At 61.5% G+C, this 24566-nt stretch carries 25 protein-coding genes; 19 read left to right on the top strand and 6 right to left on the bottom strand.

The annotated features are described in order from the left end of the window. Positions 1-4 precede the first annotated feature (4 nt). Positions 5-463, bottom strand: coding sequence for a hypothetical protein (locus HQ843_RS17505; RefSeq protein WP_180901944.1), 459 nt, complete (start codon positions 461-463; stop codon positions 5-7). A gap of 76 nt (positions 464-539) precedes the next feature. Between HQ843_RS17505 and HQ843_RS17510 the strand changes: the two genes are divergently transcribed. The 14 genes from HQ843_RS17510 to HQ843_RS17575 are packed head-to-tail and all read left to right on the top strand — an operon-like array spanning position 540 to position 13972. After that, positions 540-992 (top strand): HK97-gp10 family putative phage morphogenesis protein, encoded by a 453-nt coding sequence (locus HQ843_RS17510; RefSeq protein WP_180901943.1) that lies wholly within the window; start codon positions 540-542, stop codon positions 990-992. Further along, the gene (locus HQ843_RS17515) at positions 992-1393 is read left to right on the top strand and encodes a hypothetical protein (protein ID WP_180903265.1); all 402 of its coding nucleotides are present in this window, start codon (positions 992-994) and stop codon (positions 1391-1393) included. The genes HQ843_RS17510 and HQ843_RS17515 overlap by 1 nt, the downstream gene beginning before the upstream one ends. A gap of 13 nt (positions 1394-1406) precedes the next feature. Beyond that, the gene (locus HQ843_RS17520; RefSeq protein WP_180901941.1) at positions 1407-2102 is read left to right on the top strand and encodes a phage tail tube protein; all 696 of its coding nucleotides are present in this window, start codon (positions 1407-1409) and stop codon (positions 2100-2102) included. Positions 2103-2117: 15 nt separating this feature from the next. After that, entirely contained in the window at positions 2118-2519 is a 402-nt protein-coding gene (locus tag HQ843_RS17525; protein ID WP_180901940.1) for a hypothetical protein, read from the top strand. A 44-nt stretch (positions 2520-2563) separates the two neighbouring features. Then, positions 2564-2812, top strand: a complete 249-nt coding sequence (locus tag HQ843_RS17530; protein ID WP_180901939.1) for a hypothetical protein — start codon at positions 2564-2566, stop codon at positions 2810-2812. Between the two features lies 1 nt (position 2813). Beyond that, positions 2814-5297, top strand: coding sequence for a hypothetical protein (locus tag HQ843_RS17535; RefSeq protein ID WP_180901938.1), 2484 nt, complete (start codon positions 2814-2816; stop codon positions 5295-5297). Next, on the top strand, positions 5294-6040 hold the full coding sequence (locus HQ843_RS17540) for a hypothetical protein (RefSeq protein WP_180901937.1): 747 nt from the start codon (positions 5294-5296) through the stop codon (positions 6038-6040). The genes HQ843_RS17535 and HQ843_RS17540 overlap by 4 nt, the downstream gene beginning before the upstream one ends. After that, complete coding sequence (locus HQ843_RS17545) at positions 6031-6627, top strand: hypothetical protein (protein ID WP_180901936.1); 597 nt, start codon at positions 6031-6033, stop codon at positions 6625-6627. The genes HQ843_RS17540 and HQ843_RS17545 overlap by 10 nt, the downstream gene beginning before the upstream one ends. Beyond that, complete coding sequence (locus HQ843_RS17550; RefSeq protein WP_180901935.1) at positions 6612-7010, top strand: DUF6950 family protein; 399 nt, start codon at positions 6612-6614, stop codon at positions 7008-7010. Before HQ843_RS17545 ends, HQ843_RS17550 begins: the two co-directional genes overlap by 16 nt. Then, positions 6986-9151, top strand: a complete 2166-nt coding sequence (locus tag HQ843_RS17555) for a phage tail protein (protein ID WP_180901934.1) — start codon at positions 6986-6988, stop codon at positions 9149-9151. Before HQ843_RS17550 ends, HQ843_RS17555 begins: the two co-directional genes overlap by 25 nt. Before the next feature lie 12 nt (positions 9152-9163). Beyond that, positions 9164-12166: a hypothetical protein gene (locus HQ843_RS17560; protein WP_180901933.1), complete on the top strand. Its 3003-nt coding sequence runs from the start codon at positions 9164-9166 to the stop codon at positions 12164-12166. A 34-nt stretch (positions 12167-12200) separates the two neighbouring features. Next, on the top strand, positions 12201-13151 hold the full coding sequence (locus tag HQ843_RS17565) for a glycoside hydrolase family protein (protein ID WP_180901932.1): 951 nt from the start codon (positions 12201-12203) through the stop codon (positions 13149-13151). After that, the gene (locus HQ843_RS17570; RefSeq protein ID WP_210275325.1) at positions 13148-13555 is read left to right on the top strand and encodes a hypothetical protein; all 408 of its coding nucleotides are present in this window, start codon (positions 13148-13150) and stop codon (positions 13553-13555) included. The genes HQ843_RS17565 and HQ843_RS17570 overlap by 4 nt, the downstream gene beginning before the upstream one ends. A 48-nt stretch (positions 13556-13603) precedes the next feature. Continuing rightward, complete coding sequence (locus HQ843_RS17575; protein WP_180901931.1) at positions 13604-13972, top strand: hypothetical protein; 369 nt, start codon at positions 13604-13606, stop codon at positions 13970-13972. A 34-nt stretch (positions 13973-14006) separates the two neighbouring features. Here the strand turns inward: HQ843_RS17575 and HQ843_RS17580 are convergent, their stop codons facing one another. The 5 genes from HQ843_RS17580 to HQ843_RS17600 all read right to left on the bottom strand — a co-directional run bounded on the left by HQ843_RS17580 (position 14007) and on the right by HQ843_RS17600 (position 18523). Then, positions 14007-14213 carry a hypothetical protein gene (locus HQ843_RS17580; protein WP_180901930.1) on the bottom strand — a complete coding sequence of 69 codons (207 nt, stop codon included), beginning with the start codon at positions 14211-14213 and terminating at the stop codon, positions 14007-14009. 10 nt (positions 14214-14223) lie between these two features. Beyond that, positions 14224-14568, bottom strand: a complete 345-nt coding sequence (locus HQ843_RS17585; protein ID WP_180901929.1) for a hypothetical protein — start codon at positions 14566-14568, stop codon at positions 14224-14226. A gap of 11 nt (positions 14569-14579) precedes the next feature. Then, the gene (locus HQ843_RS17590) at positions 14580-14873 is read right to left on the bottom strand and encodes a hypothetical protein (protein ID WP_180901928.1); all 294 of its coding nucleotides are present in this window, start codon (positions 14871-14873) and stop codon (positions 14580-14582) included. A gap of 622 nt (positions 14874-15495) precedes the next feature. Next, positions 15496-17445 (bottom strand): DUF5054 domain-containing protein, encoded by a 1950-nt coding sequence (locus HQ843_RS17595; protein ID WP_180901927.1) that lies wholly within the window; start codon positions 17443-17445, stop codon positions 15496-15498. A gap of 28 nt (positions 17446-17473) precedes the next feature. Then, a complete protein-coding gene (locus tag HQ843_RS17600) occupies positions 17474-18523 on the bottom strand; it encodes a LacI family DNA-binding transcriptional regulator (protein WP_246710135.1) in 1050 nt (349 codons plus the stop codon). A gap of 296 nt (positions 18524-18819) precedes the next feature. Here HQ843_RS17600 and HQ843_RS17605 point away from each other — a divergent pair, with 296 nt between their 5' ends. The 5 genes from HQ843_RS17605 to HQ843_RS17625 all read left to right on the top strand — a co-directional run bounded on the left by HQ843_RS17605 (position 18820) and on the right by HQ843_RS17625 (position 24518). Continuing rightward, positions 18820-20181: an extracellular solute-binding protein gene (locus HQ843_RS17605; protein WP_180901926.1), complete on the top strand. Its 1362-nt coding sequence runs from the start codon at positions 18820-18822 to the stop codon at positions 20179-20181. Positions 20182-20244: 63 nt separating this feature from the next. Then, the gene (locus HQ843_RS17610; protein ID WP_180901925.1) at positions 20245-21156 is read left to right on the top strand and encodes a carbohydrate ABC transporter permease; all 912 of its coding nucleotides are present in this window, start codon (positions 20245-20247) and stop codon (positions 21154-21156) included. Then, positions 21153-21983 (top strand): carbohydrate ABC transporter permease, encoded by an 831-nt coding sequence (locus tag HQ843_RS17615; protein ID WP_180901924.1) that lies wholly within the window; start codon positions 21153-21155, stop codon positions 21981-21983. The genes HQ843_RS17610 and HQ843_RS17615 overlap by 4 nt, the downstream gene beginning before the upstream one ends. 14 nt (positions 21984-21997) lie before the next feature. Beyond that, entirely contained in the window at positions 21998-23104 is a 1107-nt protein-coding gene (locus HQ843_RS17620) for an ABC transporter ATP-binding protein (protein WP_180901923.1), read from the top strand. Next, complete coding sequence (locus HQ843_RS17625; protein WP_246710136.1) at positions 23088-24518, top strand: CehA/McbA family metallohydrolase; 1431 nt, start codon at positions 23088-23090, stop codon at positions 24516-24518. Before HQ843_RS17620 ends, HQ843_RS17625 begins: the two co-directional genes overlap by 17 nt. Positions 24519-24566: the final 48 nt, after the last annotated feature.

A 24566-nucleotide genomic window follows, 5' to 3' on the forward strand; every position in this document is an offset into this window, starting at 1 on the left:
GGCCTTATTTGTAAGGAAAGTAGCTGAACCCGTACCACACGCGAATATCGGGATGCTCGGCCATCGCGGCGTCTTTGGCCGCTTGCAGTGCTTCGAACCTGGCAGGGTCTGAAACGGGAACATAGATCGGGTCATCAATCTTCGTTCCTTCTGGCAATGACTGACTGATGCTGACAGCCTTTTCGATCGCGTCCAGAAGGCAGGCGGCTGTGCCGATACTGTCGGTGTTCAGTTCTTCACATTCATCGAGGAGAAGGTTCGCTTCTGGCGGATATATTTCTGAAAAGGCATCGAGGGTGGATAGGTAGATATCCATTTGCGGCAGACAGTCTGAAAGCTCAGTGAATGTTTCGCTAATTGCCTGGCATTGCTCAACCACAGATGGCGAAACTTTCTTTGGTTCGGCGTTGGAATTGGCGGCGGCCAACATGAATGCGGACGAAATCAACACGGTTTTCAGCATCTGTTCCTCGCAGTGCGACCAAAAAAATCAGGGTCGCTCGGTATGGAACGGAAGTCAATATTTCGAGGATCTGTATATGGCGAGCAAGACGAAGGTCGAGGGCGGGCGTGATCTTGACAAGGCGCTCATGGAACTGAGCAAGGCGGCCGGCAAGGCGGCGGTGCGGCGGGCGCTGATGAAGGCGGGGGAGCCGATCGCCGAGGCCGGGGCCGCCGCCGCGCCCGTCGGTCCGACGGGCAATCTGAACAAATCCTATGGCGTTGGCACGAAGCTGACGCAGCGGCAGGCGAAGATGGCGCGGCGCGAGACGAAGAACCATGTCGAGGTCCATGTCGGGCCGAACGATCCGGCGGCGATCCAGACCGAGTTCGGGAACGAGCATCAGGCGGCGGAACCGCATCTTCGGCCCGCATGGGACGGCAACAAGCACCAGGCGCTTGAGATCGTCAAGATCGAGCTTGGCAAGGAAATCGACAAGTCCGTCGCCCGCGCGGCGAAACGGGCGGCGCGACTGGCCGCGAAAGGCTGATGATGGAAGCGGCAATCACGCAAATTCTCCTCGGCGATGCAGCCATGGTCCTTCAGTTCGGCAATGAGATTTATTGGGGACGTCGGCCGCAGAGCGCGACGGGCTCAAAATATCTGACGATGCAGGTGATCAGCTGGCCGGACAGTTATGTTTCGAGCGGCGCCGACAGGCTTTCAGCCGCGCGGGTGCAGTTCGACGTCTGGGGGGCATCCTATCTTTCCGTCCGCAATGGCGCGAACGCGCTCTGCAACGTGTTGTCCGGCTGTCGCCGCACTGTCGCCGGCGTGAAGATCCATGCCGGCTTCATCGATGCGCGCCGCGACTTCAATGAAATTTCGCCGGGCGATGACAGCGCGCTGTTCCGGCGATCCACCGACATCATCATCTGGCACACGGCTTAAAAGGAGCGTTTCCATGTCAGCATCAGAGGCAAATATCGGCTACGGCACGACGATCGAACTGGCCGTACCAACCGGCGGCACCTATGTCTATGTCGCCGAAGCAACCGGCGAAATTGGCATTGCGTCGGAAAGCACCGACCAGGTGGACGTGACGCATTTTGGTAGCCCGAACAAGACGCGCGAGTTCATCAGTGGGCTGACGGATGGCGGCGAACTCACCTTCGATACCAATTTCGTTCCCGGTTCCGCTACCGACAAGCTGCTGATTTCCGCCAAGGGCAAAAAGAGCGGAATTCGGGTCACCTTCCCCAACGGTTGCCAGATGCTGGCAAACGGAAATCGGCAGACCTATGAGAAGGCCGCACCGATCGATGACAAGATGACGGGTAGCCTGTCGTTCAAGATCGCCGGCGAGGCGACGATGACGGACCCGACGGCGCCGCGGGCGCTGGTGGCCCCGTCGATCGTCGGCACGGCGCAAGTCGGGGTGGTGCTTCAGGTCGACAGCGGAATGTTCGCCGGCGCGGATACGCTGGCCTATCAGTGGAAGGTCGGCGGCGATGCCGTTTCCGGCCAGACCGGCACGACCTATGTGCCGGTCACCGGTGACATCGGATCGGCAGTGACATGCGATGTCACCGCCTCCAATGATGATTTTGCGACGACCGTGGCGACCGCCGCGACCGCCAATGTCATCGCCGCGGCGTAACGGAGGGCTGACGATATGAGCAATCCGGTCAAGGGCACGGTAACGCATGAGATCGACGGCGAGACCGTCGAACTCATGCTCGGCATGAATGAATGGTGCGAGCTCGAGGAAGAGCTGGGCATGGAGACCACCGCCATTCTCCGTCGGTTTCAGGCGATGGCGGATGAGGAAAAGATCGATATGAAGTTCTTCCGCGTCCTGTTTCGCGGCATGCTTTCGAGCGCATCACCAGAAGTCACCCACAAGGATGCAGGTCGGATCGCCGCGACCATGGGCCTGATCAATGCCTTCAGGCTTCTGGGCGAGGTGATCATGGCATCGATCCCGAGCGATGCGGAGGGCGATGACAAGCAGCCAAAAAAGCAGAACCGGGCGACGCGGCGGAAAGCGGCGGCGACCGGTGGCGCGACCGGCTGATATTCTGGATCGAGATCGGTCTCGATCCGGAGCTGTTCTGGCGGGTGACGCCGCGCCATGCGCAGGCCATCGTCTCCGGGCAGATCGGGCGCAACGCGCTCGATCAGGACAGGCAGCGCGCGGCGGCATGGTTCGGCGCGCGACTTTCCGCCTACGCGCCCGAGAAGGCATCCAAGTTTCCCTCAATTGACAACTTCATGACATACCGAAAACCGAAATCGAAACCCGCCGCGGTGCGCTGGCAGGATCAGTTCGCGGTGGTCTCGGCATGGATCGGCAAGAGAAAGGCGTGACATGGCAAATGCGGTAATCGGTGCGCTGCGCGTCACGCTCGGGCTTGACAGCGCTGCTTTCGAGAAGGGCGCGAAGCGGGCGCAGAAGCAGGGCAACAGCCTTGTTTCCGGGCTGAAGAAAAGCTTTGCCGGCCTGGGCGGCATTCTTGCCGCAGCACTTGCCGGTTTCGGCGCGAAGAACCTATTCGGTAAGTTCATCGAGGGCACGACCTTTGCCCAGGCCGGGCAGGCCCAGCTTGCGGCGGCGATCAAATCCACGGGCGCGGCGGCAAGGCAGACGCTTGCGGCGCTGAACAAGCAGGCCTCGGCGCTGCAGGGCAACACCACCTATGGCGACGAGGTCGTCAACACCGCCCAGGCGATGCTGCTGACCTTCACCAAAGTACAGGGCGACATTTTCCCGAGGGCGACGGCGGCGATCCTTGACATGGCGACCGCCATGAAAATGGATCTGCGCAGCGCAACCGTGATGGTCGGCAAGGCGTTGAATGATCCGGTCAAGGGGATCAGCGCCATGTCGCGCGCGGGTATCCAGTTTACCGACGACCAGAAGAATGTGATCGAAAGCCTGGTCGACACCGGACGTGAGGCTGAGGCGCAGGCGCTGATCCTGAAGGAACTGGAAACCCAGTTTGGCGGATCGGCGAAGGCCGCGCGTGGCGTTCTCGGCGGGGCCATTCAGGCGCTCAAGAATTCGTTCGGCGATCTGTTCGAAATCGGCCGCGCCGGCAGCGAGCTGCTGCGGCTGGCAATCGAGAACCTTGTCACCGCGATATCGAACCCGACATTCATCGCCTTTGTGAAGACGATCGGGGTCGGGCTTTTCGGCGCCGTGGCGCTTGCCACGAACGCGATCGCGGGCATGGTCAACGGGATTTCCGGGCTGATCGACTGGCTTTCCGGCATGCCGCGCTTGCTGGAAGGGATCGGCGTTGCGATGGCGATCGCGTTCGGGCCGTCGGTCGTCGGCATGATTACGACCATGACGATATCGATGGGTGGGCTTGCCCTATCCGCGATTCGCGCTGCGGCCAGCTTTGTCGCGGCCTGGGCGGCCGCCGCGGCGCCGCTGACGCTGATCGTCGCGGCAATCGCGGCGATCGTCGGTGCGGTGGTGATTTTCCGCGATGAGATTGCCACGGCAATTGGCGTCGATGTCGTCGGGGTCATCAAGGATGCGGCCAATCGCGCAATCGGCGACTATGTCGGCGCCTTCGAGGCGATCCGGGCGACATGGTCGATGCTGCCTGCGGCGATGTCGGACGTTGCCATTGGCGCGACCAATGCCGTGATCGGCGCGACCGAGTCGATGATCAACAAATCGATCCGGCTGATCAACAAGTTCCTGAACGGCATCAAGTCGGCGATACAGGCAATCCCGGGCATGGAGGATGCCTTTTCCGGGTTTTCCGGCATCGCTGAGGTCAATATCGGGCGGCTCAACAACCCAAATCGCGGCGCGGCGAGCAAGGTCTATGACACATGGTCGTCGGCCATGAAGGACGCGCGGAGCCGGGATTATATCGGCGGCGGCAAGGATCTTGCCACGCGCTATATCAGCGACGCGAAAAACAGAATTCTCGGCCAGCAGAACGAAATTACCGGCGGCGCTGGCATGCCTGTCGCGAGCGATGCGGGCGGTGGCGGCGGCGGCGGCGGCGGTGGTGGAGGCGGCGGCGGAAAGGGCGCGGGCGATGGTTTTTCCGCGATCCTCGAGGACGCATCGCGGCGCGTCAAGGCGTGGCAGGATGAGCGCGCGGCGATAGGCCTGACGGAAGAGGCGGCCGCGAAGCTTCGCCACCAGACGGACCTGCTGAACCAGGCGCAGCAGAAGGGCATCACGCTTACCGACGGGCAGCGCGAGAAACTGACGGGGCTCGGCGCCGAAATGGGGGCGCTGGAGGTTGCTGTTTCCAAGGCGAAGGATGCCTTCGAGTTTGCCAAGAGCACGACGAAAGGCTTTTTCCGTGATCTGTCGAGCGGGCTTTCGAGCGGCAAGGGGCTGTGGAAATCCTTCGGCGATGCCGCCGTCAATGCGCTTGGCCGGATTTCCGACCGGTTGCTCGATGGCCTGATCGACAATCTGTTTACCGGGTTCGGCTCGGGCGGCGGCGGCAGTGCTGGCGGCGGAAGTGCCGGCGGTGGGCTTGGCGGGATATTCTCCGGCATCGTCAAGCTGTTGGGCTTTGCCAATGGCGGCGAATTTCAGGTTGGCGGCGCGGGCGGGATCGACAGTCAGCTGGTGGCGTTTCGTGCCAGCCCGAATGAGACCGTGTCGGTGACAAAACCCGGGCAGATGGGGGCGGCGAACCAGAACCGAAGCAGCGGCAATAATTTCTACATCGACGCGCGCGGCGCGCAGCAGGGCGTTGCCGAGCAGATCCGGCAGGCGCTCGATAGCGCCACGCCCGGTATCGTCAACCGATCGCTCAAGGCCACGGATGCGGCGATGCGCAAGACGAAAGGCTTCGGGGGGCAGCGATGACCAATGTTTATGCCTGGCCGCCGGTCGGCGCTGTCGGCAGCGAATGGAGCCGGATCGCCCCGGTCAACCGCTCGCGCTCGCTGATTTCCGGTCGCCGCTATGTCAGCGCCCACGCCCGCGAAAGACGGGTGGTGACGCTCGAGGCGACGGCGTTGACCAACGGCGCGATGGGCGCCGGGTACATGGAAATGCTGAAGCGGTTTTTGCAGGGCGGCGAACATCTGGTGCGGCTCTACAATTATGCGATCAACAGCATTTTCGATGACGCCGAGCGCGACACCAGCATGCAGTCCTATCCGGTGTCGTGGGAGGATGGCGGCGATCCGGTCGACTGGGAAGATGACGGCGCTGCCGTCAAATGGTTTACCGGCGGATTCGTGACCGGTACCGGGTCCACCGCCGGCGGGCTCAATTTCGTGACCGTCAGCGGATATCCGCCGAATTCGCTGGTGGCGCTGCCCGGCGAGTTTCTGACGTTCTACGGCGCTTCGACCGTCACCACGCAGATCGTGGCGCCGGCCTATAGCAATGCGTCCGGCGGCGCGATCGTTCGGGTTTTCGACGCGCTTGTCGGATCGGGGGTGGTCAGCATCGGCACCCGCGACACCGGCGTTTTCGAAGTGCTGAACCTACCGCGCTCTGTGCAGCCGCTGGAGGGCGACTGGAAATACACATGGTCGTTTCAGGAAGTGTTCGCCGATGAGGTTCCGGGCGGGTTTACGGAGGTTGATCCGTGGAACTGAACCGGGGCATGGATGCCGGGATGCTGGCGGCGGTTTCATCCGCCGTGTTCTACCCGGTGATATTCACCTATCTCGACTGGCCGGGGGGCGCGGTGCGGATGCACACCGCCGTCGGCGATATCAGCTATGGCGGCAATAGCTGGACAGGGGTGGGCAATCTCGGCTCGATCAGCCTGCCGCAGGAAATAATCGGCTCGATGGCGGCGACCGAGGCGACCTATTCGCTGGTCGCCTCGCCGGCGATGATCAACGACTATCTCGACGACAATATCAAGGGGCGCGCCGGGCGATCCGATTTCGGTTGCCTGACCGGCAGGCCGGGGAAATCGACGACGCTTGTGGGCGCGCCGGTGACGCTGTTTTTCGGCAGCATGGATACGCTCGGCATGAATGTCGCGCCGGACGATAGCGGCGGCGTCCAGACCCAGATCAATGTCGGGCTCGCGACCGGCCCCGCCGCGCGCGAAAAGGCCTATGCGTTTCACTCCGAGGAGGCGCAGGCGGCGGAATATCCCGGCGACACCGCCGGGCGGCTATCCGTCAACGCCTATGCCAAGGCCCAGAAACAGCTATGGCCGGAGAGCTGAGCGCGCCGGCCGTGATGGCGGCCGTCGAGACCCATATGGGCGGGCCGTTTGTCTGGGGCGCATGCGATTGCTGGTCTGGGCCGTGTGCTGCGTTTGAGGCGCTGACCGGGCGCGATCCGCTGGCGCATCTGCGCGGGCGTTATGACAGCCGGTTTTCCGCAGCACGGATCATCGCCAGGGCCGGCGGGCCAAGACATCTTGCGCAAGACTGCATGGCGCGCGCCGGATTGCGCCGGGTCGCGGGCCATGCCGGGGCGATAGGCCTGTTTCGCAATGGCGCCGGGTTTTCGCTCGGGATCATCGTGGGTCCTGGGCTTATGGCGGCGAAAACCGAAACCGGATTTGGATTTGTGAGCGAATGGATCGACGCATGGGCTTTGTGATCATCGCGGTTCTGGCGTCGATGATGCCTGCCCAAGCGCATGCGATCCCGCTGATTGCCTCGGCCGTCACGGCGATATTCGGGGTTGGCGCCGCCGCCGCGACGACGATCGCGACCGTGCTCGGCATCGGCCTTGCGATCGGCGGGCAATTGCTGCTTGCCGGCCGCAACGGCAAACAGAAGACGCAGGAACAGCAGTTTGACCTCGCCCGCGATACCGGCCTGCCGGATTATCGCGTGGTCTATGGCGAGACGCTGGCGATGGGGACGCCGACCGGGATCGCAGTCAATGACAGCATCCTGACGGGGTGCTGGATATTGTCCAGCCGCGAGAGCCATGGCGATTTCACCGTTTATTTCGACAAGCGTCCGCTCACGCTTTCCGGCGATCCCTATGATTTCAACGGCGCGGGCGCGACCGTGACCAATGCGCCATTCGACAGCCTCGCGAAGCTCTGGATCGGGCGCGGCGACCAGACCACCGCGCCGGCGGCGCTGGTTTCCGAGTTCCCGGCCGATTACCTTTCGACCGACGCATGGAAAGGCCGCACGGTGATGTGGCTGCGGCTCGATTGCGGCGACAATGAAAAGCGTTCCGAGCGCTGGCCCGCTGGCCGACCGGAAGTGATGGTGCACGGCAAATGGACAAAGGTCTGGGACCCGCGCGAGCCGGGCCAGAGCGCAGCCGATCCGGCGACATGGACGTGGTCGGCCAATCACGGGCTGTGCATTCTCGACGCGATGATGAACAACCCGATCGAGCCCTACACCGAGCAACAGATCTGGATGGAAACGCTGATCTGGGCGGCAGATGTCGCCGACGAGGCGACGGCTGTGGCGGGCGGCGGAACGATACCGCGTTATGAGATCAACGGAACGCTGGTCTATAGCAGCGAGGCCGAAATGGAAGATCAGATACAACCGCTTCTGGAGGCTGGGGCCGCGCGGTTCACCAGGGCGCGCGGGCAGCTTGGCGTCATCGCCGGCGCGCCGGTTGATGTGACCATGGTGCTGACTGACATGCTCGACAGCAGCGCCGCGAATTTCACGCGCTACCAGCCATCGAGCGCGATCTATGACGCGGTGCAGGCGACTTATAGCGCGCCTGATCGCTACCTCGAGGACTCCAGCCTGCCGCTTTACACCGTGCCCGGCGAAGCCGGAAAGCGGGTGCTGAAACCCAGCCTGAAATTCGTGACGGACTACCGCCAGGGCGAGCGGGTGCAGAAAATCATGCTGATGCGGACCCGGATGCAAAAGCAGATCGCCGCCGAGTTTCCGCCGATCTCGCTCAATCTGGTTTCCGGATCGGTGGTGACGACGGACTTCGAAGCGCCGTTTTCGCCATGGGACGGGACGTGGGAGGTCGAGACTTCCGACCCGCAGCTTTTTGCCGAAACCGACAAGAACGGTGATCCGACGGGCGGCGTGTTCGGGCGCTGCGGGCTTTCGCTCCGGGAATATTCCAATGCGATTTTCGCGTGGGATGCGGACACGGAAGAGGTTGCCGTCGCGCAATATGATTTCGATGCCGAGACGCCGGCGGTGGCGCCGCCAGACGATGTCGACGTTTATATGGATGACTCCAACGACACGACAGAGTCCGGCGTCGTGGTGCCGCGTTTCCGGTGCGAATTCTCGCCGTCGCCGTCCGGATCGGTCGACAAGCATGAATGGCAGATACGGCTCGATGGCGCAGGCTGGCCTGCGGAAATCAATGCGCTGGCCGACAGCGATGCCGACCCGACAATCATGTATGGCGGTATTTTGAGCCAGACAGAGCTGCAGGATTTCCGGATCCGCGCCAATGGCAATCGCGGGCCTTCCGGCTGGGTGATTGTACCGGGGCTTTCCAGATCCTTCATTCTTGTTTCCGTCACGGTCACCGGCGGCGTCGGCGAAGTGGATGTCGCGGCCACCGCCCCGGCGAACGCGGTATTCTTCGGCTGGCAGGTGCGCCGCGGCGCGGTGTTCGCGAGCGCTGCCGTGATCCACGAACAATACGGGCTGCAGCCGCAGGCAGCACTTTCGGCGACGATCGGCGGCGAAGCGGCAGGCACCTATGATTATTGGGTTGTGCCGGTCAGTCAAAGCTACACGCTCGGAACCCCTTCCGGGCCATTTACCCGCACCATCAGCTAACAGGACATAGTCATGGCAGATTTTGAAACTCCGGTGGTAGACGCCGGCGGCTTGAAGGTTTTGATCGATTCGTTCGATGCGGAGGTCAATGCGAAGCTTGGCGAGAAGGCGGCCGTCAATCCCGCATTCATAATCCCGCCGCCGCCGACCAACCCGCTGATCCGGCTTCTGAAGGTCGAAATCTATACATCCGTCAATGGCACCAGTGTTGCGCTTCCGGCCCGTCTATGTGTCCGCGAGATCGCGCGCGATGCGAATTCCGGAGGGCGCTTCCGGCTGCGCTTTGCCAGCTATGACGGGGTCTCGACCTACACCGAGGAATTCCGCGAATACAAGGCTGGCGCTGGCGCGGGCTATATCGCGGTTTCCGGCAGTGAATATACCGGCCTGGTGTGGATCGATCTTCTGACGCTGACGACCAATATGGGCGTTCCGATCAGCACCAAGATCGGACGCGCTCTGGTTGATTTCGGCGGCGGTGAAGTTTTCGGGACCTATTTTTCGCTGAAATATGATTATGATGAGGGCGGATATCGCACCAACGCGCTCCAGCTTTCAAACGTCTATTCGAACGATATCAGCGAGAGTATCGAGGAATCTCAGTCCTACTCTCCGGATGGCAAAAAGCCATTTGCGGCGGCGATGACCGGAAGCAAAACTCTGCGTCGGTTCGTTCGCGGCATTAATGTCTATGGCGCTGAGCCGAGCCACCGATACACGATTTCGAATTGCAGTATTTCGCAGTTTGGTAGTCCGACGAACCTGACGCGTATGGGGTTTGAAATCTATGACGAGGATCTGGGTGTTGCCGTCTGTTCGACGCGAAAAGATGTAGCCTCTGGCACGATCACATTCGCCGATTTCATCGCCGCGATCCCGAACACGCTGAAGCTGACGGACAATTTGCTTGCCACGAAAACGGGCATGTACGCCGTGCTTGATCTCGACTGGTCGGCCGTGACGGCGTACTTTGCCAATCTGGGCGGCACCACGACTGCGGCGGCTGGCATCCATCCGGACAATATCTATTCGGCTGAAGATGTGGCTGATTACCTGGACACGGATCGGTGGGATCAGGTCATCCGCGTTGGCGCTGGCGAGACCTATACGACGCTGCGCGCGGCGGTGGAGGCGACATACTCGCCTATTTCCGGCGCAACGCTGATCAACGGCTCTCCGATCTGCGAGTTTGCCCACTACAACAATCGTGTGCTGATCGATGTTGTTGATGACGGCGAATTTAATATGACCGGTCTATATTCTCCTGAATGGGTCGAGTTTCGCATGAATGGCGAGGGCGGGACTATTGTTCGGCGCGAAAACACGGACCCGGAGCCGCTGCTTGAACAACGCATCACGGGCAAGATTTTTGATTGCACGATGATTTCGGATACGCCATCCGAATATTGCATTCATAGCGACGATTTCAACCGTAACATGGTCGGCGGCATCAACCAGACAACCCGGCTGATGCAGAGCTATAAGCGGGTCAAGATGGTCGGTGGCGAAGGTCACGACGGGTGGCTCTTTGGCTGCGGTATTTCGTCGGGCCAAGCGATATACTTCGAGGACGTAACTGGCGAGCATCTTGATCCAGACGCGACCCGAGCGGCATTCGGATTTCACAATAGCGGGCCGACGCTCGCATCTCCGACGATCAAACACAGCTACAAGCCGGCGCGCGTGGTTATGCGCGGATGTTCCTCGCCTGACCGGACAGCAATCGAACTCTCGACGCTTGCAACATCGGCGGTATGCAGTTTGACACTGATCGACTGTGATTTTCCGGGCCTCATTCGGATCGGCACGGCTGGCGGTTTTGCAGTGAGGCCGGACTTGGCGAAGGACCGCAACGCATGGCGGATCGGCGGCGTGTTGCCAACGCCATTTTTGCGAGAAGATCCGATCGGTGAGAACGTGCTCAAGACGACGGCGGGTGAGACCGCTAGCGGTGACGCCGCTGCGCTCATTTTCGGTACGGTCGATGAATTCGGGCGCGGCGACAAATTTATCTCCGCTCCAAATGACAACGCCATCGGGCAGCTAATCGGCAACTGCACGGTTATCAGCCAGACACTGACGATCGGCGGGGAGACCCACACATTTACGGAAAACGAGTCCGTCAAATCGAACGCAACGATCCTTTCGGAAATCAACGCATCGATCACGTCTTATCCTGTCAGTATCCCGGCGGGCGAGAACGTTCTGAAGACGACGGCGGGGGAAGACGTGGGAGGAACGGTCGGCGGAAATCTTTTCGGAACAGTCGATGGAACTGGCAGAGGGTCAGTGATGATGGGCAACAGTTTGGGGGAAAAGTTGGGTGACTGCTCGTCAACCAGTAAATCCCTGACGATCGGCGGGGAGACCCATACATTCAACACCAACCTGCGGGCTACGTCGAACGGGGATATTCTATCGGCCATCAACGCATCGATTACTACCTATCCGGTCAGCATTGTCGATATCCAGTTTGAATGGGTTCCGGATGCCGCGCCCAAGCGTCGGGTATTGAACAATACGAACTCGACAATCGAAAAGGGCCGATTTGCCAAGCTCACCGGCACAAAAACCATTGCGACCTGTGGCGAGGATGATCGCCCGGAAGGCTGGATATATCGCGATATTCTGGCCGGCGACAACGGCCATATCGCGCTGTCGAGACAAATCGCCCGCCCATACCTTCCCGGCCCGATGGCAAATCTTGCAATCACCGGGGCGGGCAGCGGCGGGACGAACGGGACGTTTGCGCTGCTGATCACTGGCGGTGGCGGATCTGGTGCGGCCGGCACATTCACGGTTTCGGGCGGGGTGGTCACGTCGGTTGCGATCAGCGATCGTGGTGATGGCTATACGTCGGCTCCGACGATCACCATTACCGGTTCTGTTGGCCTTACCGGCGCGACCGCCGAAGAAGTCGCTACTGAGTTTGGCGTCGATGCCGATGGCAAGATCGACTATGACGCCGCCATGAAACGCGGGCGTATGGCTGGCGGTGTCGTCAGGATTTATTAGGCCGCCAGCGGCTCTTTCAAAAAGGACAATCGACATGGAAATCACCACGGTCTCGCGCCGGGGGGCAACTTTTGTGCGCCTGCATGAGGGCAATCCCCGCACTGCCTATCTCGATCCGACCGGTACGCCGACGCTCGGGCCGGGCTTCACGATGGCTTCGCCCTATTGTCGGACGGAGCTGGCGAAGATCGGGATCACGAAAATCGTGCCCGGCAAGACGACGATCGCCAATGATGATGCCGAACGGATACTGAATGTGGTCCTCGATACCGGCTATGGCCGCGAGGTTGTCGCCAATTCCCCGGCGAACCGGACGCAATACCAGATGGATGCGTCGGCGAGCGCGACTTATAACCTCGGAGGCCGGGTGGTGAGCAAATGGACGTTCGGTAAGCTTTGGCGGGCCGGAAAGATCAAGCAGGCGGCCGACTATCTCGGTTCGCACTACAACACATCGAAGGGCAAGCGCCTGCCCGGCCTCGTGCGCCGGCGCAAGGAAGAGGCGCTGATGTTCGAAAAGGGTGTCTACACCGGCGTCGATACCGTCGCGGCCGCGCCGGAAGGTGTGGCGCGCGAAGCGACCGAAACCGCGCCCGAGACCGGCGATCCCGTTGTGCGCGACGTGCAGGAGATGCTGAAGAAGCGCGGCTTCGATCCCGGCGAGATCGATGGCTGGTTCGGGCAGAAGACGAAAGCGGCCGTGATGACCTATCAGATGGCGCACCCGCATCTGAAGAATGACGGCATCATCGGCCCGGCGACGATCGCACAGCTCAGGCGCGACATGGCAGCGCTGAAGGATGCTGCGGAGAAATCCGGAGCCTCGGCCGTGGCCTCCGGCGCTGTCGCCTGGGCGTCCGGCCTGCCTGTCGGGTGGATCGTCGGTGGCGTCGTCATCGTTGCCGCAGCGTGGTTCGCCTGGCGCTACCGCGATGTCATCGCGCGGCGCTTGAATACGCTGACAGGTCGGAGTGTCGAGGTATGATCGCAACCGCTATCGCATGGCTCTTGAAGCTCGGTGCGGGCGGCCTCGTCGATCGGGCGATCACGCTGATCGAAAAGCGCGGCGAACTTGCCAACGACCGGGAAAAGATAGCGGCCGATCTGTCGGCCGAGTATCTGCGGCAGGTCGTCAACGAAACGCGGATCATGGCGGACTACAACACCGCCAAGCTTTCGTTTCCGTGGTTCTGGATTTTCGCTGCCGCATTCCTCGGTCCGCTGGCGCTCTGGTGGTCTGCGGTCATCCTCGACAGCGTCTTCAATTTCCCCTGGGATGTCGCCAATCTTCCGACGCCTGAAATGCGGGATTGGGCGGGCAATATGATCCAGTGGATTTTCTATGTCGGTTCCGGCGCCGGCGCGCTCAGGGTTGTTATCCGGAGGTGATCGCGTGACCAACGACCGCTATCAATCGGATGACAGGAAGGGCGGTAGGTGGAGGAAAGTCGCATTACCGACCTTATCCTCAAGCGCATCGACGAGGTCGCAAAGGGCGTGGACCGCCTCGATCACAGGCTTGAGGATTCCGAGGTCCGGGCCAGCGAAAGCCGGCGCGGCATGCATCAGCGGCAGGAAACCCACGAACGCGAGCTGCTGCGGATCAATCACCGGCTTGAGAATGTCGAAAAAGCCGTCAACGACGCGGCCCCGACGCTTGAGGATTACGCGCTCAAGAAAGCCCAGGTCGAGGGCGCCGGCCGGCTGGGCAGGATGTTGTGGGTCGCGGGCGGTTTTCTGCTGGCAATCGCCGTCTGGCTGGTCGGGCAGAAGGAAAACATATGGAGCTGGCTTTCAAGCCGATAGCCGCCTCGGGAGACCGGGGCGGTTTTTTTGTGCTTCAGGCGTAGGGATTGAGACCGGCCAGAAGGGCGGCGATGGCGTAGTCCGTCTGTCGCTTCGCGGTTCCGCCGCGCTCGAAATTGTCGATCTGCTGCCGGGTCAGACCGAGCTTGTTGGCAAGTGCTGTTTTCCAGCCGTGGCCGGTCGGGATAATGCCGCGCTCTTGAAGTTCGAGCGCGGCGCGTGAGAATTGTTCGGGGGTCATTTCAATTACTTCAGTGCGAGCGTGTTACAAAGTCGCTGCTGCCCAAGCTGAAGTCGCCGGCTGCGTTTTCTTCCTGGATCTCATCCCAGTTTTCGTCCCAGTCTGACGAAATCCGCTTAACGACTTCATCGACGTTACCTGCGCAATCCCGTGCGCTATCGTAAAGATGCGTCATCCAATCGGAATCGAAGCTATCAGAAAAACGAACAGCCCAACCGGTCGAGCCGTCACCATATACGCGTCGTTGAGCCATCAAGTGGTTTGCCGCGTCGATATCAAGTCCGTCGATATTTTCCTGCGCTTCAATGAACGCGGCTTCGACTGCTTCCTTGAGTGTTGAGTGATAGTTGGTCATTGGACTTGCTCCTACTTAACCTTCAAAAATTCTTTTGTTTTAGCGTCAGCATCGCTATCGTTGATGGCGTCCAAGCCTAGCAGCGACATCACGCCATAGTATATCGCGCCCTGCTGACGCAGAACGTAGTCTTTGTAATCGGGCAAATGACGGAACGATTGGCTCTTTTCGTAAGGCAAAATGGAAAGTTTATAGGCTTCTTTGACCGCAACGTCGGCCTTCAAAAACTCGGTGCGGAGCGCTTCAAGGTCTCCGTCGTCAAAGGCCGCGCGGGCATCTAGAGGCATGTGGCACTGATGGATCATTGTCTTATCTCCGAGTTGTCTGCGTTTCGATGAGTTAAATATGACAAACTATTTTACGTTTGTAAATAGGAAATCAGCGAAATCGTAAAATAAGTTTACTAATTATGGGGCCGTCGATTTGGTGAAAGCCGCATGTACGCTAATGTCTCGCGGGGCGGCGGTTTTGTCGCTGATTTTGCTTTTCCACAGCCTGCGAAAACTGTGGATGCGTGGGGCACTCGCACCGTAAGCTGCTGTTCTCGCGAAGGTCAATGTATCCATATCGTGGGTCACCTTGACGTTGAAAATGCTTGTAAAATTGATACATGCAAGGTCTTCTCGACCGCACCAAAAACACGCGATGCGTGTTCTACTCAGCCCATGAAAAAGCTGATGTCTGTCGCTCTGGCAGTTTGATCCGTGTAAGAGCGCTTCCTGCGCGACGAAATTCCCTATTAGAGTATTCTGCAGCGATCTGTTGGCTGGCGCGGCGATCCGCCCGGCAGTTCTTTGAGCGCGTATCGCCACGTGTCCCCGATTAGAGCAAGCTTGCCGCACGCGACGAGCGTCACTGCCGGCATCACCTTCGCCAAGGCGCCGCCAACCATCGCCGGGACGCGGCCCACGGGCCGCTGTCATGCCGTCAAGCCTTGCCGGTGACCGACAGGTGAAAGCGGGCCTGCATGTCGCCTTCCCACCACATCGGGAAATTGGTGCCCCATTTGTTGTTGTAGAGATTGAAGCGTATGCCGCTATCATAGGCAGCTGGTTCTTTCGCATAGGGCATGAACGGCTGGCCATGGGGGGCGACGAGGGGGGTGTCGAGCGGCACGATTTCGAGGCCGGGGCCGCTCGCCGGGCGGCATTGCGCGGCGAAGATTGCCTGAAGCTGGCCGCCGCCATTGACCGCCGTGCGCCCGGCCTCATGCCATAATCCGGTCTTCAGAAAGGTCCATCGGCTGAACTGGCTGCCGGCGAACGAGAGAAAGCCGGCTTCCGGCATGCGATTGGCGCGCTTTTCGCGCAGAACAAGCGCCAGGCGGAGCTTTCCGCTCTCGCTCGACAGATGCAGTTCGATACTTTTCGGCGCGCCGAGATCGCGATGGGCTTCCGGCGGCATGTCCTGATGGATGACGACGGTCTCGCCGGCATGCTCGATGCCGAGAAACCGGGGAGCGAAGACCGCCGAGCGCGCCGTTTTCGCGCGTAAAAGGCCGGGCTTGTCGTGGTCGAGGATTGCCCATTCCTCGCGATGGGTCAGGTAGCTGTCCATATGCGCGGCGACATCGCCGGCATCGTAGCTTTCGTGCCGATAGCCGATCAGGGCGTCGCCCGCAAAAGCCCGACCGTCCGGCGCGGTCAGCCGGATGATGTCGCCGGTCCGGGGATCGAGGCCGCACGACCATTCGCCCAGCGAAAACCCGTCCGCCTGCACAAGCGCCGGCGCCGATTGCCGGCGCGGCGGTTCCGTCTGGGCAAGGGCGTTGTCCGCGCGGATGCGGTCTTCGCCTGTGAGATTTGCCGCCGCCATATCGATATAACCGCGCTGTTCCGCCCAGGAGGCTTCGCTGTAGGCGAAACGGTAGTCGTTCCGGCGCGCCTCCTCGAAGGCTGGGCGGTCCCAGGCCTTTTCGTCGCGCAGATAGGTCTTGATGTCCACGCCGCAGGTGTGTTCGGCAAGCATGGCAAGGTCGCGCCCGAAGCCTTTGCGGGCATCGTTCAGCCCGTCGGCTTCAAACGCGTCGTACAGTCGCTGAAGGCTGCGAAAACGGGCGATCTTCACCGGGTCGGCGGCGGCGCCGTGGATCCAGCTGTCGCCCGGTTCGATTTCAACCACGGGCAGGGTTTCCTTCCGTGCCCACAGGATTTCGCCATAGGTCTCCAGCGTGGCGGCGCGGATATCGGCATCCGGATGGGCGTGGCGGAGCGCGCGGTAGATCTCGGCCGTCTGCGAGACCGTCTGCGGGCCGATATTGTCCTGAGTATGGGCGAAGCCGAGCCCATCCGAAAGACCTTCCGGGAACTGGACGCCGCCATAGGTCGCCTCGTACATCACCACGATTTCCGATCCATCCGGCGCGCGCCAGCGGCAAAGCGGCGGAAAGGCGGGAACGGGCGAGGCGGTGTTGACGCCGATATGGAGAAAGCGAAGGCCCGCCGCCGCCATCAGCGGCACGATCCCGAGCGTGTGGCCCGGAACATCCGTCATCTTGGCCGCCCGGGTCTCAAGGCCGAAACGGGCATCGAGCATTTGCGAATAGGATAGGCCCGCGCGAAACAGCGCGGGGGACATCAGCTCGGAATGGGTCGTGAAGGGCAGGCCGTGCCAGCGAATGAGGCCGTTTGTGATCGCGCGCTCCAGCCGTTCGGCTTCGGCGGCCGGGCGGGTTTCGAGATGGTCCCAGATCAGCCACGCGCCGGTGGTCCAGACAAACGCCGGCCGATTCGGGTTTTCACGGTGAAAGTGCTCGGCCGTGGTCAGCGCCTGGGGAATGAACACCTCATGATACTGGCGGCGGACCTTTTCCGCATGGTCCGTGAAACCGATATCGAGGTGAGTCTTGAAGACAAGGTGAATGGTCGGCTGGCGCATTGGGGCAGGCTTTTCTGAATTGGGCGGGCTAGCCGACGGTGCCGCGCACCACGAGGCGCGTACGGATGGTTTCGGACATGGCGGGCGCCGCGGGGTCGTCCAGGCGCCGCAGGATCAGGCGGATGAGCGTTGCCACGCGCTCGGCAAGATCGACCTTGACGGTCGTCAGATTGTAGCTGCGCCAGGCCGATTGGTCGATGTCGTCGAACCCGACCACCTTGACGTCTTCGGGCACGCGAAGGCCCAGTTCGTGTCGGAGCGCATCGATCGCGCCGAACGCGCTGACGTCGTTGGCGGCGAAGATGGCATCCACATCGCTGCCATGGCGGAACAGGTCTATCGTTGCCGCAAAGGCGGTCTCATAGGTGAAGTCGCCGGGAATGATCACCGGTTCGCCCAGCCCTCTGGCCTTGAGGATATCGACAAGCGTCCGGCTTCGCTCGGTATTGGCCAGCGTGTGGGGGTCGCCGGCGAGATAGGCGAAACGCTTTCCGCCATAGCCCTGCACGAGCGCGACCGCTTTTTCCAGACCGTCGCGCTGCAGCACGTCGACCCGGTCGAAATGGGCCTTGCTTTCGCGAAACAGCGGCGGCAGCCCGCCATCTTCCCGCGGGTAGCTGAGATAGATCGGAACCGCCCGGTCGAGATAGCGCGCCAGCGTATCGGGCCGCACATTTTCGGCGAACGCGACGATCGAATCGAGGTTGAAGCCCCTCATATAGGTCAGGAGCCGCACGTCCATCGCCCGGTCGGCGCGGGTCTTGAACAGCAGCGTGGCGAACCCCTTGTCCTGCAACGCCGTGGTGAGCGCATCGATCTCCTGGCTTTCCCACGGGCTGCACACCGCCGGAACGATGACGCCGACGAGATGCGAGCGACGGGTCACCAGCGCGCGCGCCGCCATGTCGGGGGTGTAGTTCAGTTCCTGCGCGATCTTGAGGATACGCTGGCGCTTTTCCGGTTTCAGCGAGGCGTTGGGGTTGAAGGCGCGGGAGACGGCGGTGCGCGATACATTCGCTGCCGCGGCGACCATGTCGGCCGTTGCTCTTGCGCCGTTTCTGACCGGTTGATCCGACAATGCCAATGCCTCGCGAATATGAAATCGTTTGCAAAAATACCTGGATTTTATCCACCGAACCCCTGTGTGAAGTCAAGCGCGTCTTTGCTCCACCTGTCACAATATTCTTATAAAATCAGTGATAGTATGGCTTCTCGCGGAAAATCCTAAAATCTGAGGAGTCGATTTTCGATGGATCGTGTTGACGGAAAAATGAAAACGTGTGCATTCTTGGAATTGCGGTGCGTGGAGGCGTCCGCGCATGACATGGCTCGCGCCGGGCTGCCGGCGTCGTTCAATCAGGGAGGAGATTTGTGATGGCCGGACGTTTGAAAACCTTGTTGATCGCGCTTGCCGGCGCCAGTGCGATGGCCGCACCGGCGTTTGCGACCGATCTCAGCATTACATGCCGCTGCGTAGAGGGCGGCGCCAACAGCCAGATGGCCGAGTGGATCAAGAACAGCGTCATTCCGGGCTTCGAGAAGATGAAGTCCGAGAACGGCGAGGACGTGAGCGTCACGCTCAAGGAGTTTGCGGGGCAGGACGAGCAACTCACCCAGCAGCAGGCGCTCGATTTTTCCACGGGTGCCGGCGCCGACGTCAACGGCTTCGACGGCTTTCTCATTCCGAGCTTCGTCGAAGCGGGCCTTCTGAAGCCGCTTGACGAACTGGCCGGGCCGGCCGTCGACGAATGGGAGGGCTGGGACCACATCTCCGAAGGTTCAAAGCAACTGATGTCGTTCGACGGCAAGGTTTACGGGATCGCGCTTGGCACGGATGTCCGGATGATCTTCATCCGCAAGGATCTGTTCGAACAGGCCGGCATCGACCCCGACAGCTGGCAGCCGACCTCGTGGGACGATCTGCTCGCCGCCGCGCGCAAGATCAAGCAAGCCGTGCCGGATTCCCATCCGCTGCAGATCAATGCCGGCGTTTCCATGGGCGAAGCGACCACGATGCAGGGCTATTACATGCTCGTTCTGGGCGCCGATCAGGGCCTCAGGGACGAGAACGGCAAATGGATCGTTTCGAGCCCCGGTATCGTCGATACGCTGAATTTCTACAAGACGGTCTATCTTGACGAGGAACTTGGCGACCGGCGCGCCCAGCTTCTGGGCGATGGCCGTAACCGCACCTTCGCCAATTTCCGCGACGGCAAGACCGCCATGCTGGTCGAGGGCGACTGGTTCTATCGGTCGGTCACCGCGCCCGGCTCGGAATTCGAGCTCAAGGACCGCGACAATCTCATGACCTGGAAGAAGATGCCGGCCCGTGAACCGGGCGCGGGCTTCGGCGGCCAGGATTTCGTGACGATTTCCGGCGGCACCGGCTTCGTGCTCAATCCGAACACCGATGCGCCGGAGGAGGCGTGGGACCTGCTGGCCTACATGAACAGCAAGGACCAGCTCGAGGCCTTCCAGACCTATCAGGCCCGTATCCGCCTGCGCGACGATGTCGGCATTCCGGATTCGCCGTTCCTGTCGGAGAGCTCGGAGGCGCTTCTGCCCCTGACGACGGCCCGTCCGAACGACGCCGACTACAACAAGGTTTCGGCCGAGGTCCAGCGGATGACCGAAGCCGTCGTTTCCGGCGAGATGTCGCCTGAGGAAGCCATGGCGCAATACAAGACCGCGGTGACCGAGATTGTCGGCGCCGACAATACCGTAAGCCTTCAGTAGACTTTCGGCGATGCCGCATGGCTTGGACCATGCGGCATCCGCATTCCCGCGCGGAGCCAAACATTGAAAAAGTTCACGCTTCTATCCAACAAAGCGGGGTCGCTGTTCATGGCGCCCGCGGCAGCGCTTGTCGGCGCTTTCGTTATCGCGCCGTTCTTCTGGATCATCTTCGTTTCCTTCACCAACCGGACGCTTCTCGGCAAGACGGCGGTCAATCCGGAATTCGTGGGTCTCGACAATTATATCGCGCTGTTCGATCCCTCGAACTTCTTCACCCGCGGTCAGTTCGGCTTCTCGCTGATCCTGACGATCCAGTTCGTGCTGTTTTCGGCCGTTATCGGCCAGGCGGTGCTCGGCCTGCTTCTGGCGTGGCTGATGCAGGCGGTTCCCAAGCCGGTGAAGAGCCTGACGGAAACCGCGGTCATCGGGGCCTGGATCCTGCCCGAGGTGGTGATCGGCTTCGCGTGGTTCGCCTTCCTCGACTACGACAATGGTACGCTCAACGGGATACTGACCAGCCTCGGCCTGCCGCGCGGCGACTGGCTGCTCGACTATCCGTTCTGGGTGATCGTGTTCTTCAACACCTGGCGGGGCGCCGCCTTTTCGATGATGCTGTTCAATTCGGCCTTCTCGTCGATCCCGCCGAGCTATTTTCAGGCGGCCGATGTCGCAGGCGCCTCCTCGTGGCAGAAGTTTCGCGATATCGCTCTGCCGCTGGTGCGCGGCCATGTCGTCACCGACCTGATCCTGATCACGATGTGGACCTTCAACGTGTTCACGCCCTACCTGCTCACCAAGGGCGGACCGTCCTACCGGACCGAGGTTCTGTCGATCTACACCTATCGCATCGCTTTCCGCGATTTCGAGTTTGGCAAAGGCGCGGCCGTCGGCGTGGTCATCATGTTCATCAATCTTGCCTTCGCCCTGATCTATCTCAGGGTGGCGCGCAAGAAGGCGGCGGGAGAAGCGCAATGAAGCCCGGTTTCAGCCGATATCTCTCCCGCGTCGGATTTTCGGCATTCGCGGCCATTCTCGGCGCCGTGTTCGCGCTGCCGTTGGTCTGGTTCCTGTTTGCCCCGTTCAATGCGCGCGCCGAACTGGGGCTCGCCATTCCCGATCCGTTCACGCTGCAGAATTTCGTGACGGTGTTCGAAAACAGCTTTGCCATCCGCGCGCTTCTCAATTCCCTGATCCAGAGCGTTGGCGGCGTCGTGCTTGTCGGCGCTGCGGCAACGCTTGCGGCCTATGCGCTTTCGCGTTCGTCGATGCCGGGCAAGGGTGCCGTCACCTACGTGCTTTTGCTGTTTTCCTCGGTGGTTTCGGGATCGGCGGCGATGGTGCCGATCTTCCTGATCGTGTCCGCCATGGGGCTGATCGACAGCCATCTCGCCGTCATCCTCGTGTTTGCCGGCGGGCTGTTGCCGACGGCGATGTTCATCCTGCGCGACTTCATCGACGGCATTCCGCGATCCTATGAGGAAAGCGCCATGGTCGCCGGCGCCTCGCCGGTGCAGGCCTTCTTCGACGTCGCGCTGCCGGTCATCCGTCCGGGTATCGTCGTTGTGGTGGTCTGGGCCTTCGTCAATATCTGGGGCAGTTTCCTCATTCCCTTCATCCTGCTGCGCTCCGAGGATCTGATGCCGGCGTCGGTCGCCATCTACTCCTTCTATTCGGAGGCCGGCACGCCCGTGGTCACGCTGCTTGCAGCCTACGCGCTGATCTACTCGCTTCCTGTCATCGCCCTCTACCTGTTCGTCAGCTGGAAGTTCGGCTTCCGGTTCTTCGGCGGGATCAAGGCCTAAACGGACCCAGTCACATGGCATCGGTTGAATTCAAGAACGTAACCAAGAGGTTCGGCGCCTTCACGGCCGCCTCGGAGCTCAACATCGAAATCGGGGACGGGGAGTTCGTCTGCCTGCTCGGCCCGTCCGGCTGCGGCAAGACCACCAGCCTCAGAATGATGGCGGGGCTGGAGTTTCCGACCTCCGGCCAGGTGCTGATCGATGGCAAGGATGTCACCTATCTCCATCCCAAGGACCGGCAGATATCGATGGTGTTCCAGGACTATGCGCTCTACCCGCATATGAACCTCGAGGACAATATCGCCTATCCGCTGAAGGTGCGCGGCGAGGCTGTCGACAAGCGCCACGCCCGTGCGAAGGAAGTGGCCGACGTCCTCAAGATCGGCGACCTGATGAAGCGCCTGCCGAGCCAGATTTCCGGCGGCCAGCAGCAGCGCACCTCGCTGGCGCGCGCCCTGGTCTATCCAAGCCAGGTCTATCTGTTCGACGAGCCGCTTTCCAATCTCGACGCCAAATTGCGTCTGGAGGCGCGCGGCTTTCTGAACCATCTCCAGCACGACCTTGGCATGACGGCGGTCTACGTGACCCATGATCAGGCCGAAGCCATGGCGCTGGCCACCCGCGTGGCCGTGATGGACAGGGGGCGGATCGTGCAATATGCGCCGCCGATCGAGATCTATCGCCGCCCGACGAACACATTCGTGGCCAATTTCGTCGGCAATCCGCCGATGAACCTGTTGCCGGTCGAGGCGATGATCGCCGATGGCAGGCTGCATCTGCGCGCGGACGGTATTGCCATCGAACCGCTCGCCGTCCATGCATCGGTTGCGGCGGTTCTCAAAAGCAGCAACCAACTGACGCTCGGCGTGCGGCCGGAACATCTGGCGATCGGCGATGCCGGGCCGAACACCATTACCGGGGCGCTGTTTGCCAACGAGAACATGGGACCGGAAAAGCTGGTGACGCTCGAACGCGACGACGCGGCCCGCTTTACCGCCCGGATATTCACCGACGACGAGATTGCGCTCGGCGACACCGTGACCCTCAGCCTCCGGGCCGAGCACATCACGCTGTTCGACGCCGAGGGCTACCGGCTGAAGCATGATGACGAAGCGGCGTGACATGCGGGAAATCACGCTGACGCTGACGCCGGCCGATCAGGCGCGCTCGCCCTATGCCTACGTGCCCTTCGCGGTTCCGGAGGGGACCACGCGCATCGATGTGACGCTTGACTATCCGAAGGCCGATGACTGCGTCATCGATCTGGGCTGCGTCGATCCGCGGATCACCCCGTTTCCGGCCGATCACGGCTTTCGCGGCTGGAGCGGTGGGGCCCGCGACCGGTTCTTCATCGCCACCGATGACGCGACCCCAGGCTATATCCATGGCGAGATGCCGCCGGGACGATGGCAGGTCATGCTCGGCCTCTACAAGCTGCCGCAGACCGGCACAGAGGTCAGGATCACGGTGAGCGCAGACAATGCCGAGCGTCCGGTTTTGCCGCAGCCCGGGCGCCGTTTTCCCGTGCGCGAGGGCGCCGGCTGGTATCGCGGCGACCTGCACTGCCACACCTTTCACTCCGATGCGCGCGGCGCGCCCGAAGTGCTGCACGCGGCCGCCCGGCAGGCCGGGCTCGATTTTCTCGCTGTCGCCGATCACAACACCATCACCCAGCGGCGCTATTTCCACCGCGAGAGTTCGCCGGACCTTGTCTTCGTGCGGGCGATGGAGGTCACCACGGCGATCGGCCATGCCAATGTCTTCGGCGTCGATGACTGGATCGATTTCCGTATGGAGACGCCGGAAGATGCCCACGCGATGGCTGCTGCCGTTCACCGGCGCGGCGGGCTGTTGTCCATCAACCACGACAAGCCGACGATTCCCTGGGATTACCCGCTACCCGAATGCGGGCTGATGGAGGTCTGGCAATCGGCCTGGCCGCTGTGGAACTGGGTGTCGCTTTCGCGCTGGCAGGCGCGGCTGGCGTCTGGACTGCGGATCTCGGCGATCGGCGGCAGCGATTACCATCAGCCGGAGCGGCTCCTGCCCGAGGGGCCGCTGGTTCTGGCGCGACCGACCACGGTTCTGTGGATGGATGGCCTGTCGGAGGACAATATTCTGGCGGCCATGAAGGCGGGGCGGGGCTATGTCACCGAGAGCCCGACGGGGCCGCATCTGGAAATCACCGTCGGCGACATGGCCATGGGCGGCGAGGCGCCCGACGGTCCGATTGAGGCCGAGGCCGTTGTGCGCGGCGCGAACGGCGACTGCCTCGTCTGGTACGACGCCACCGGCGAAATCGCGCGTCAGCCGGTCGATGCGGATGACTGGCGCGGCGGCTACAGCGGCACGGCCAAAGGGTTTGTTCGGGCTGAAATCATCGCGGAGGCTAGCAGGCCGGCTCTGATGGAGGCTTTCAGGGAAGCCGTTGGCGACAAGCCATGGCCGGGCGGGGTTGATGAGGCGGCGATCGCGGCCCAGCCATTCCTCCGCGCGCTCTCCAACCCGATCTATATCGGGTCCGGGCAGAGGTGATCTGGAACAGAATATATAAAACGATACAAAACAAAATCTTAAAAGTGT

It is taken from the genome of Martelella sp. NC20 (assembly GCF_013459645.1).
In the GTDB taxonomy this organism is placed as follows: domain Bacteria; phylum Pseudomonadota; class Alphaproteobacteria; order Rhizobiales; family Rhizobiaceae; genus Martelella.

Bases quoted from the DNA above. Each gene is read 5' to 3' on its own strand.
- HQ843_RS17505 (WP_180901944.1), bottom strand. From the start codon at position 463: ATGCTGAAAACCGTGTTGATTTCGTCCGCATTCATGTTGGCCGCCGCC.
- HQ843_RS17510 (WP_180901943.1), top strand. From the start codon at position 540: ATGGCGAGCAAGACGAAGGTCGAGGGCGGGCGTGATCTTGACAAGGCG.
- HQ843_RS17515 (WP_180903265.1), top strand. From the start codon at position 992: ATGATGGAAGCGGCAATCACGCAAATTCTCCTCGGCGATGCAGCCATG.
- HQ843_RS17520 (WP_180901941.1), top strand. From the start codon at position 1,407: ATGTCAGCATCAGAGGCAAATATCGGCTACGGCACGACGATCGAACTG.
- HQ843_RS17525 (WP_180901940.1), top strand. From the start codon at position 2,118: ATGAGCAATCCGGTCAAGGGCACGGTAACGCATGAGATCGACGGCGAG.
- HQ843_RS17535 (WP_180901938.1), top strand. From the start codon at position 2,814: ATGGCAAATGCGGTAATCGGTGCGCTGCGCGTCACGCTCGGGCTTGAC.
- HQ843_RS17540 (WP_180901937.1), top strand. From the start codon at position 5,294: ATGACCAATGTTTATGCCTGGCCGCCGGTCGGCGCTGTCGGCAGCGAA.
- HQ843_RS17550 (WP_180901935.1), top strand. From the start codon at position 6,612: ATGGCCGGAGAGCTGAGCGCGCCGGCCGTGATGGCGGCCGTCGAGACC.
- HQ843_RS17555 (WP_180901934.1), top strand. From the start codon at position 6,986: ATGGATCGACGCATGGGCTTTGTGATCATCGCGGTTCTGGCGTCGATG.
- HQ843_RS17560 (WP_180901933.1), top strand. From the start codon at position 9,164: ATGGCAGATTTTGAAACTCCGGTGGTAGACGCCGGCGGCTTGAAGGTT.
- HQ843_RS17565 (WP_180901932.1), top strand. From the start codon at position 12,201: ATGGAAATCACCACGGTCTCGCGCCGGGGGGCAACTTTTGTGCGCCTG.
- HQ843_RS17570 (WP_210275325.1), top strand. From the start codon at position 13,148: ATGATCGCAACCGCTATCGCATGGCTCTTGAAGCTCGGTGCGGGCGGC.
- HQ843_RS17580 (WP_180901930.1), bottom strand. From the start codon at position 14,213: ATGACCCCCGAACAATTCTCACGCGCCGCGCTCGAACTTCAAGAGCGC.
- HQ843_RS17585 (WP_180901929.1), bottom strand. From the start codon at position 14,568: ATGACCAACTATCACTCAACACTCAAGGAAGCAGTCGAAGCCGCGTTC.
- HQ843_RS17590 (WP_180901928.1), bottom strand. From the start codon at position 14,873: ATGATCCATCAGTGCCACATGCCTCTAGATGCCCGCGCGGCCTTTGAC.
- HQ843_RS17595 (WP_180901927.1), bottom strand. From the start codon at position 17,445: ATGCGCCAGCCGACCATTCACCTTGTCTTCAAGACTCACCTCGATATC.
- HQ843_RS17605 (WP_180901926.1), top strand. From the start codon at position 18,820: ATGGCCGGACGTTTGAAAACCTTGTTGATCGCGCTTGCCGGCGCCAGT.
- HQ843_RS17615 (WP_180901924.1), top strand. From the start codon at position 21,153: ATGAAGCCCGGTTTCAGCCGATATCTCTCCCGCGTCGGATTTTCGGCA.
- HQ843_RS17620 (WP_180901923.1), top strand. From the start codon at position 21,998: ATGGCATCGGTTGAATTCAAGAACGTAACCAAGAGGTTCGGCGCCTTC.
- HQ843_RS17625 (WP_246710136.1), top strand. From the start codon at position 23,088: ATGACGAAGCGGCGTGACATGCGGGAAATCACGCTGACGCTGACGCCG.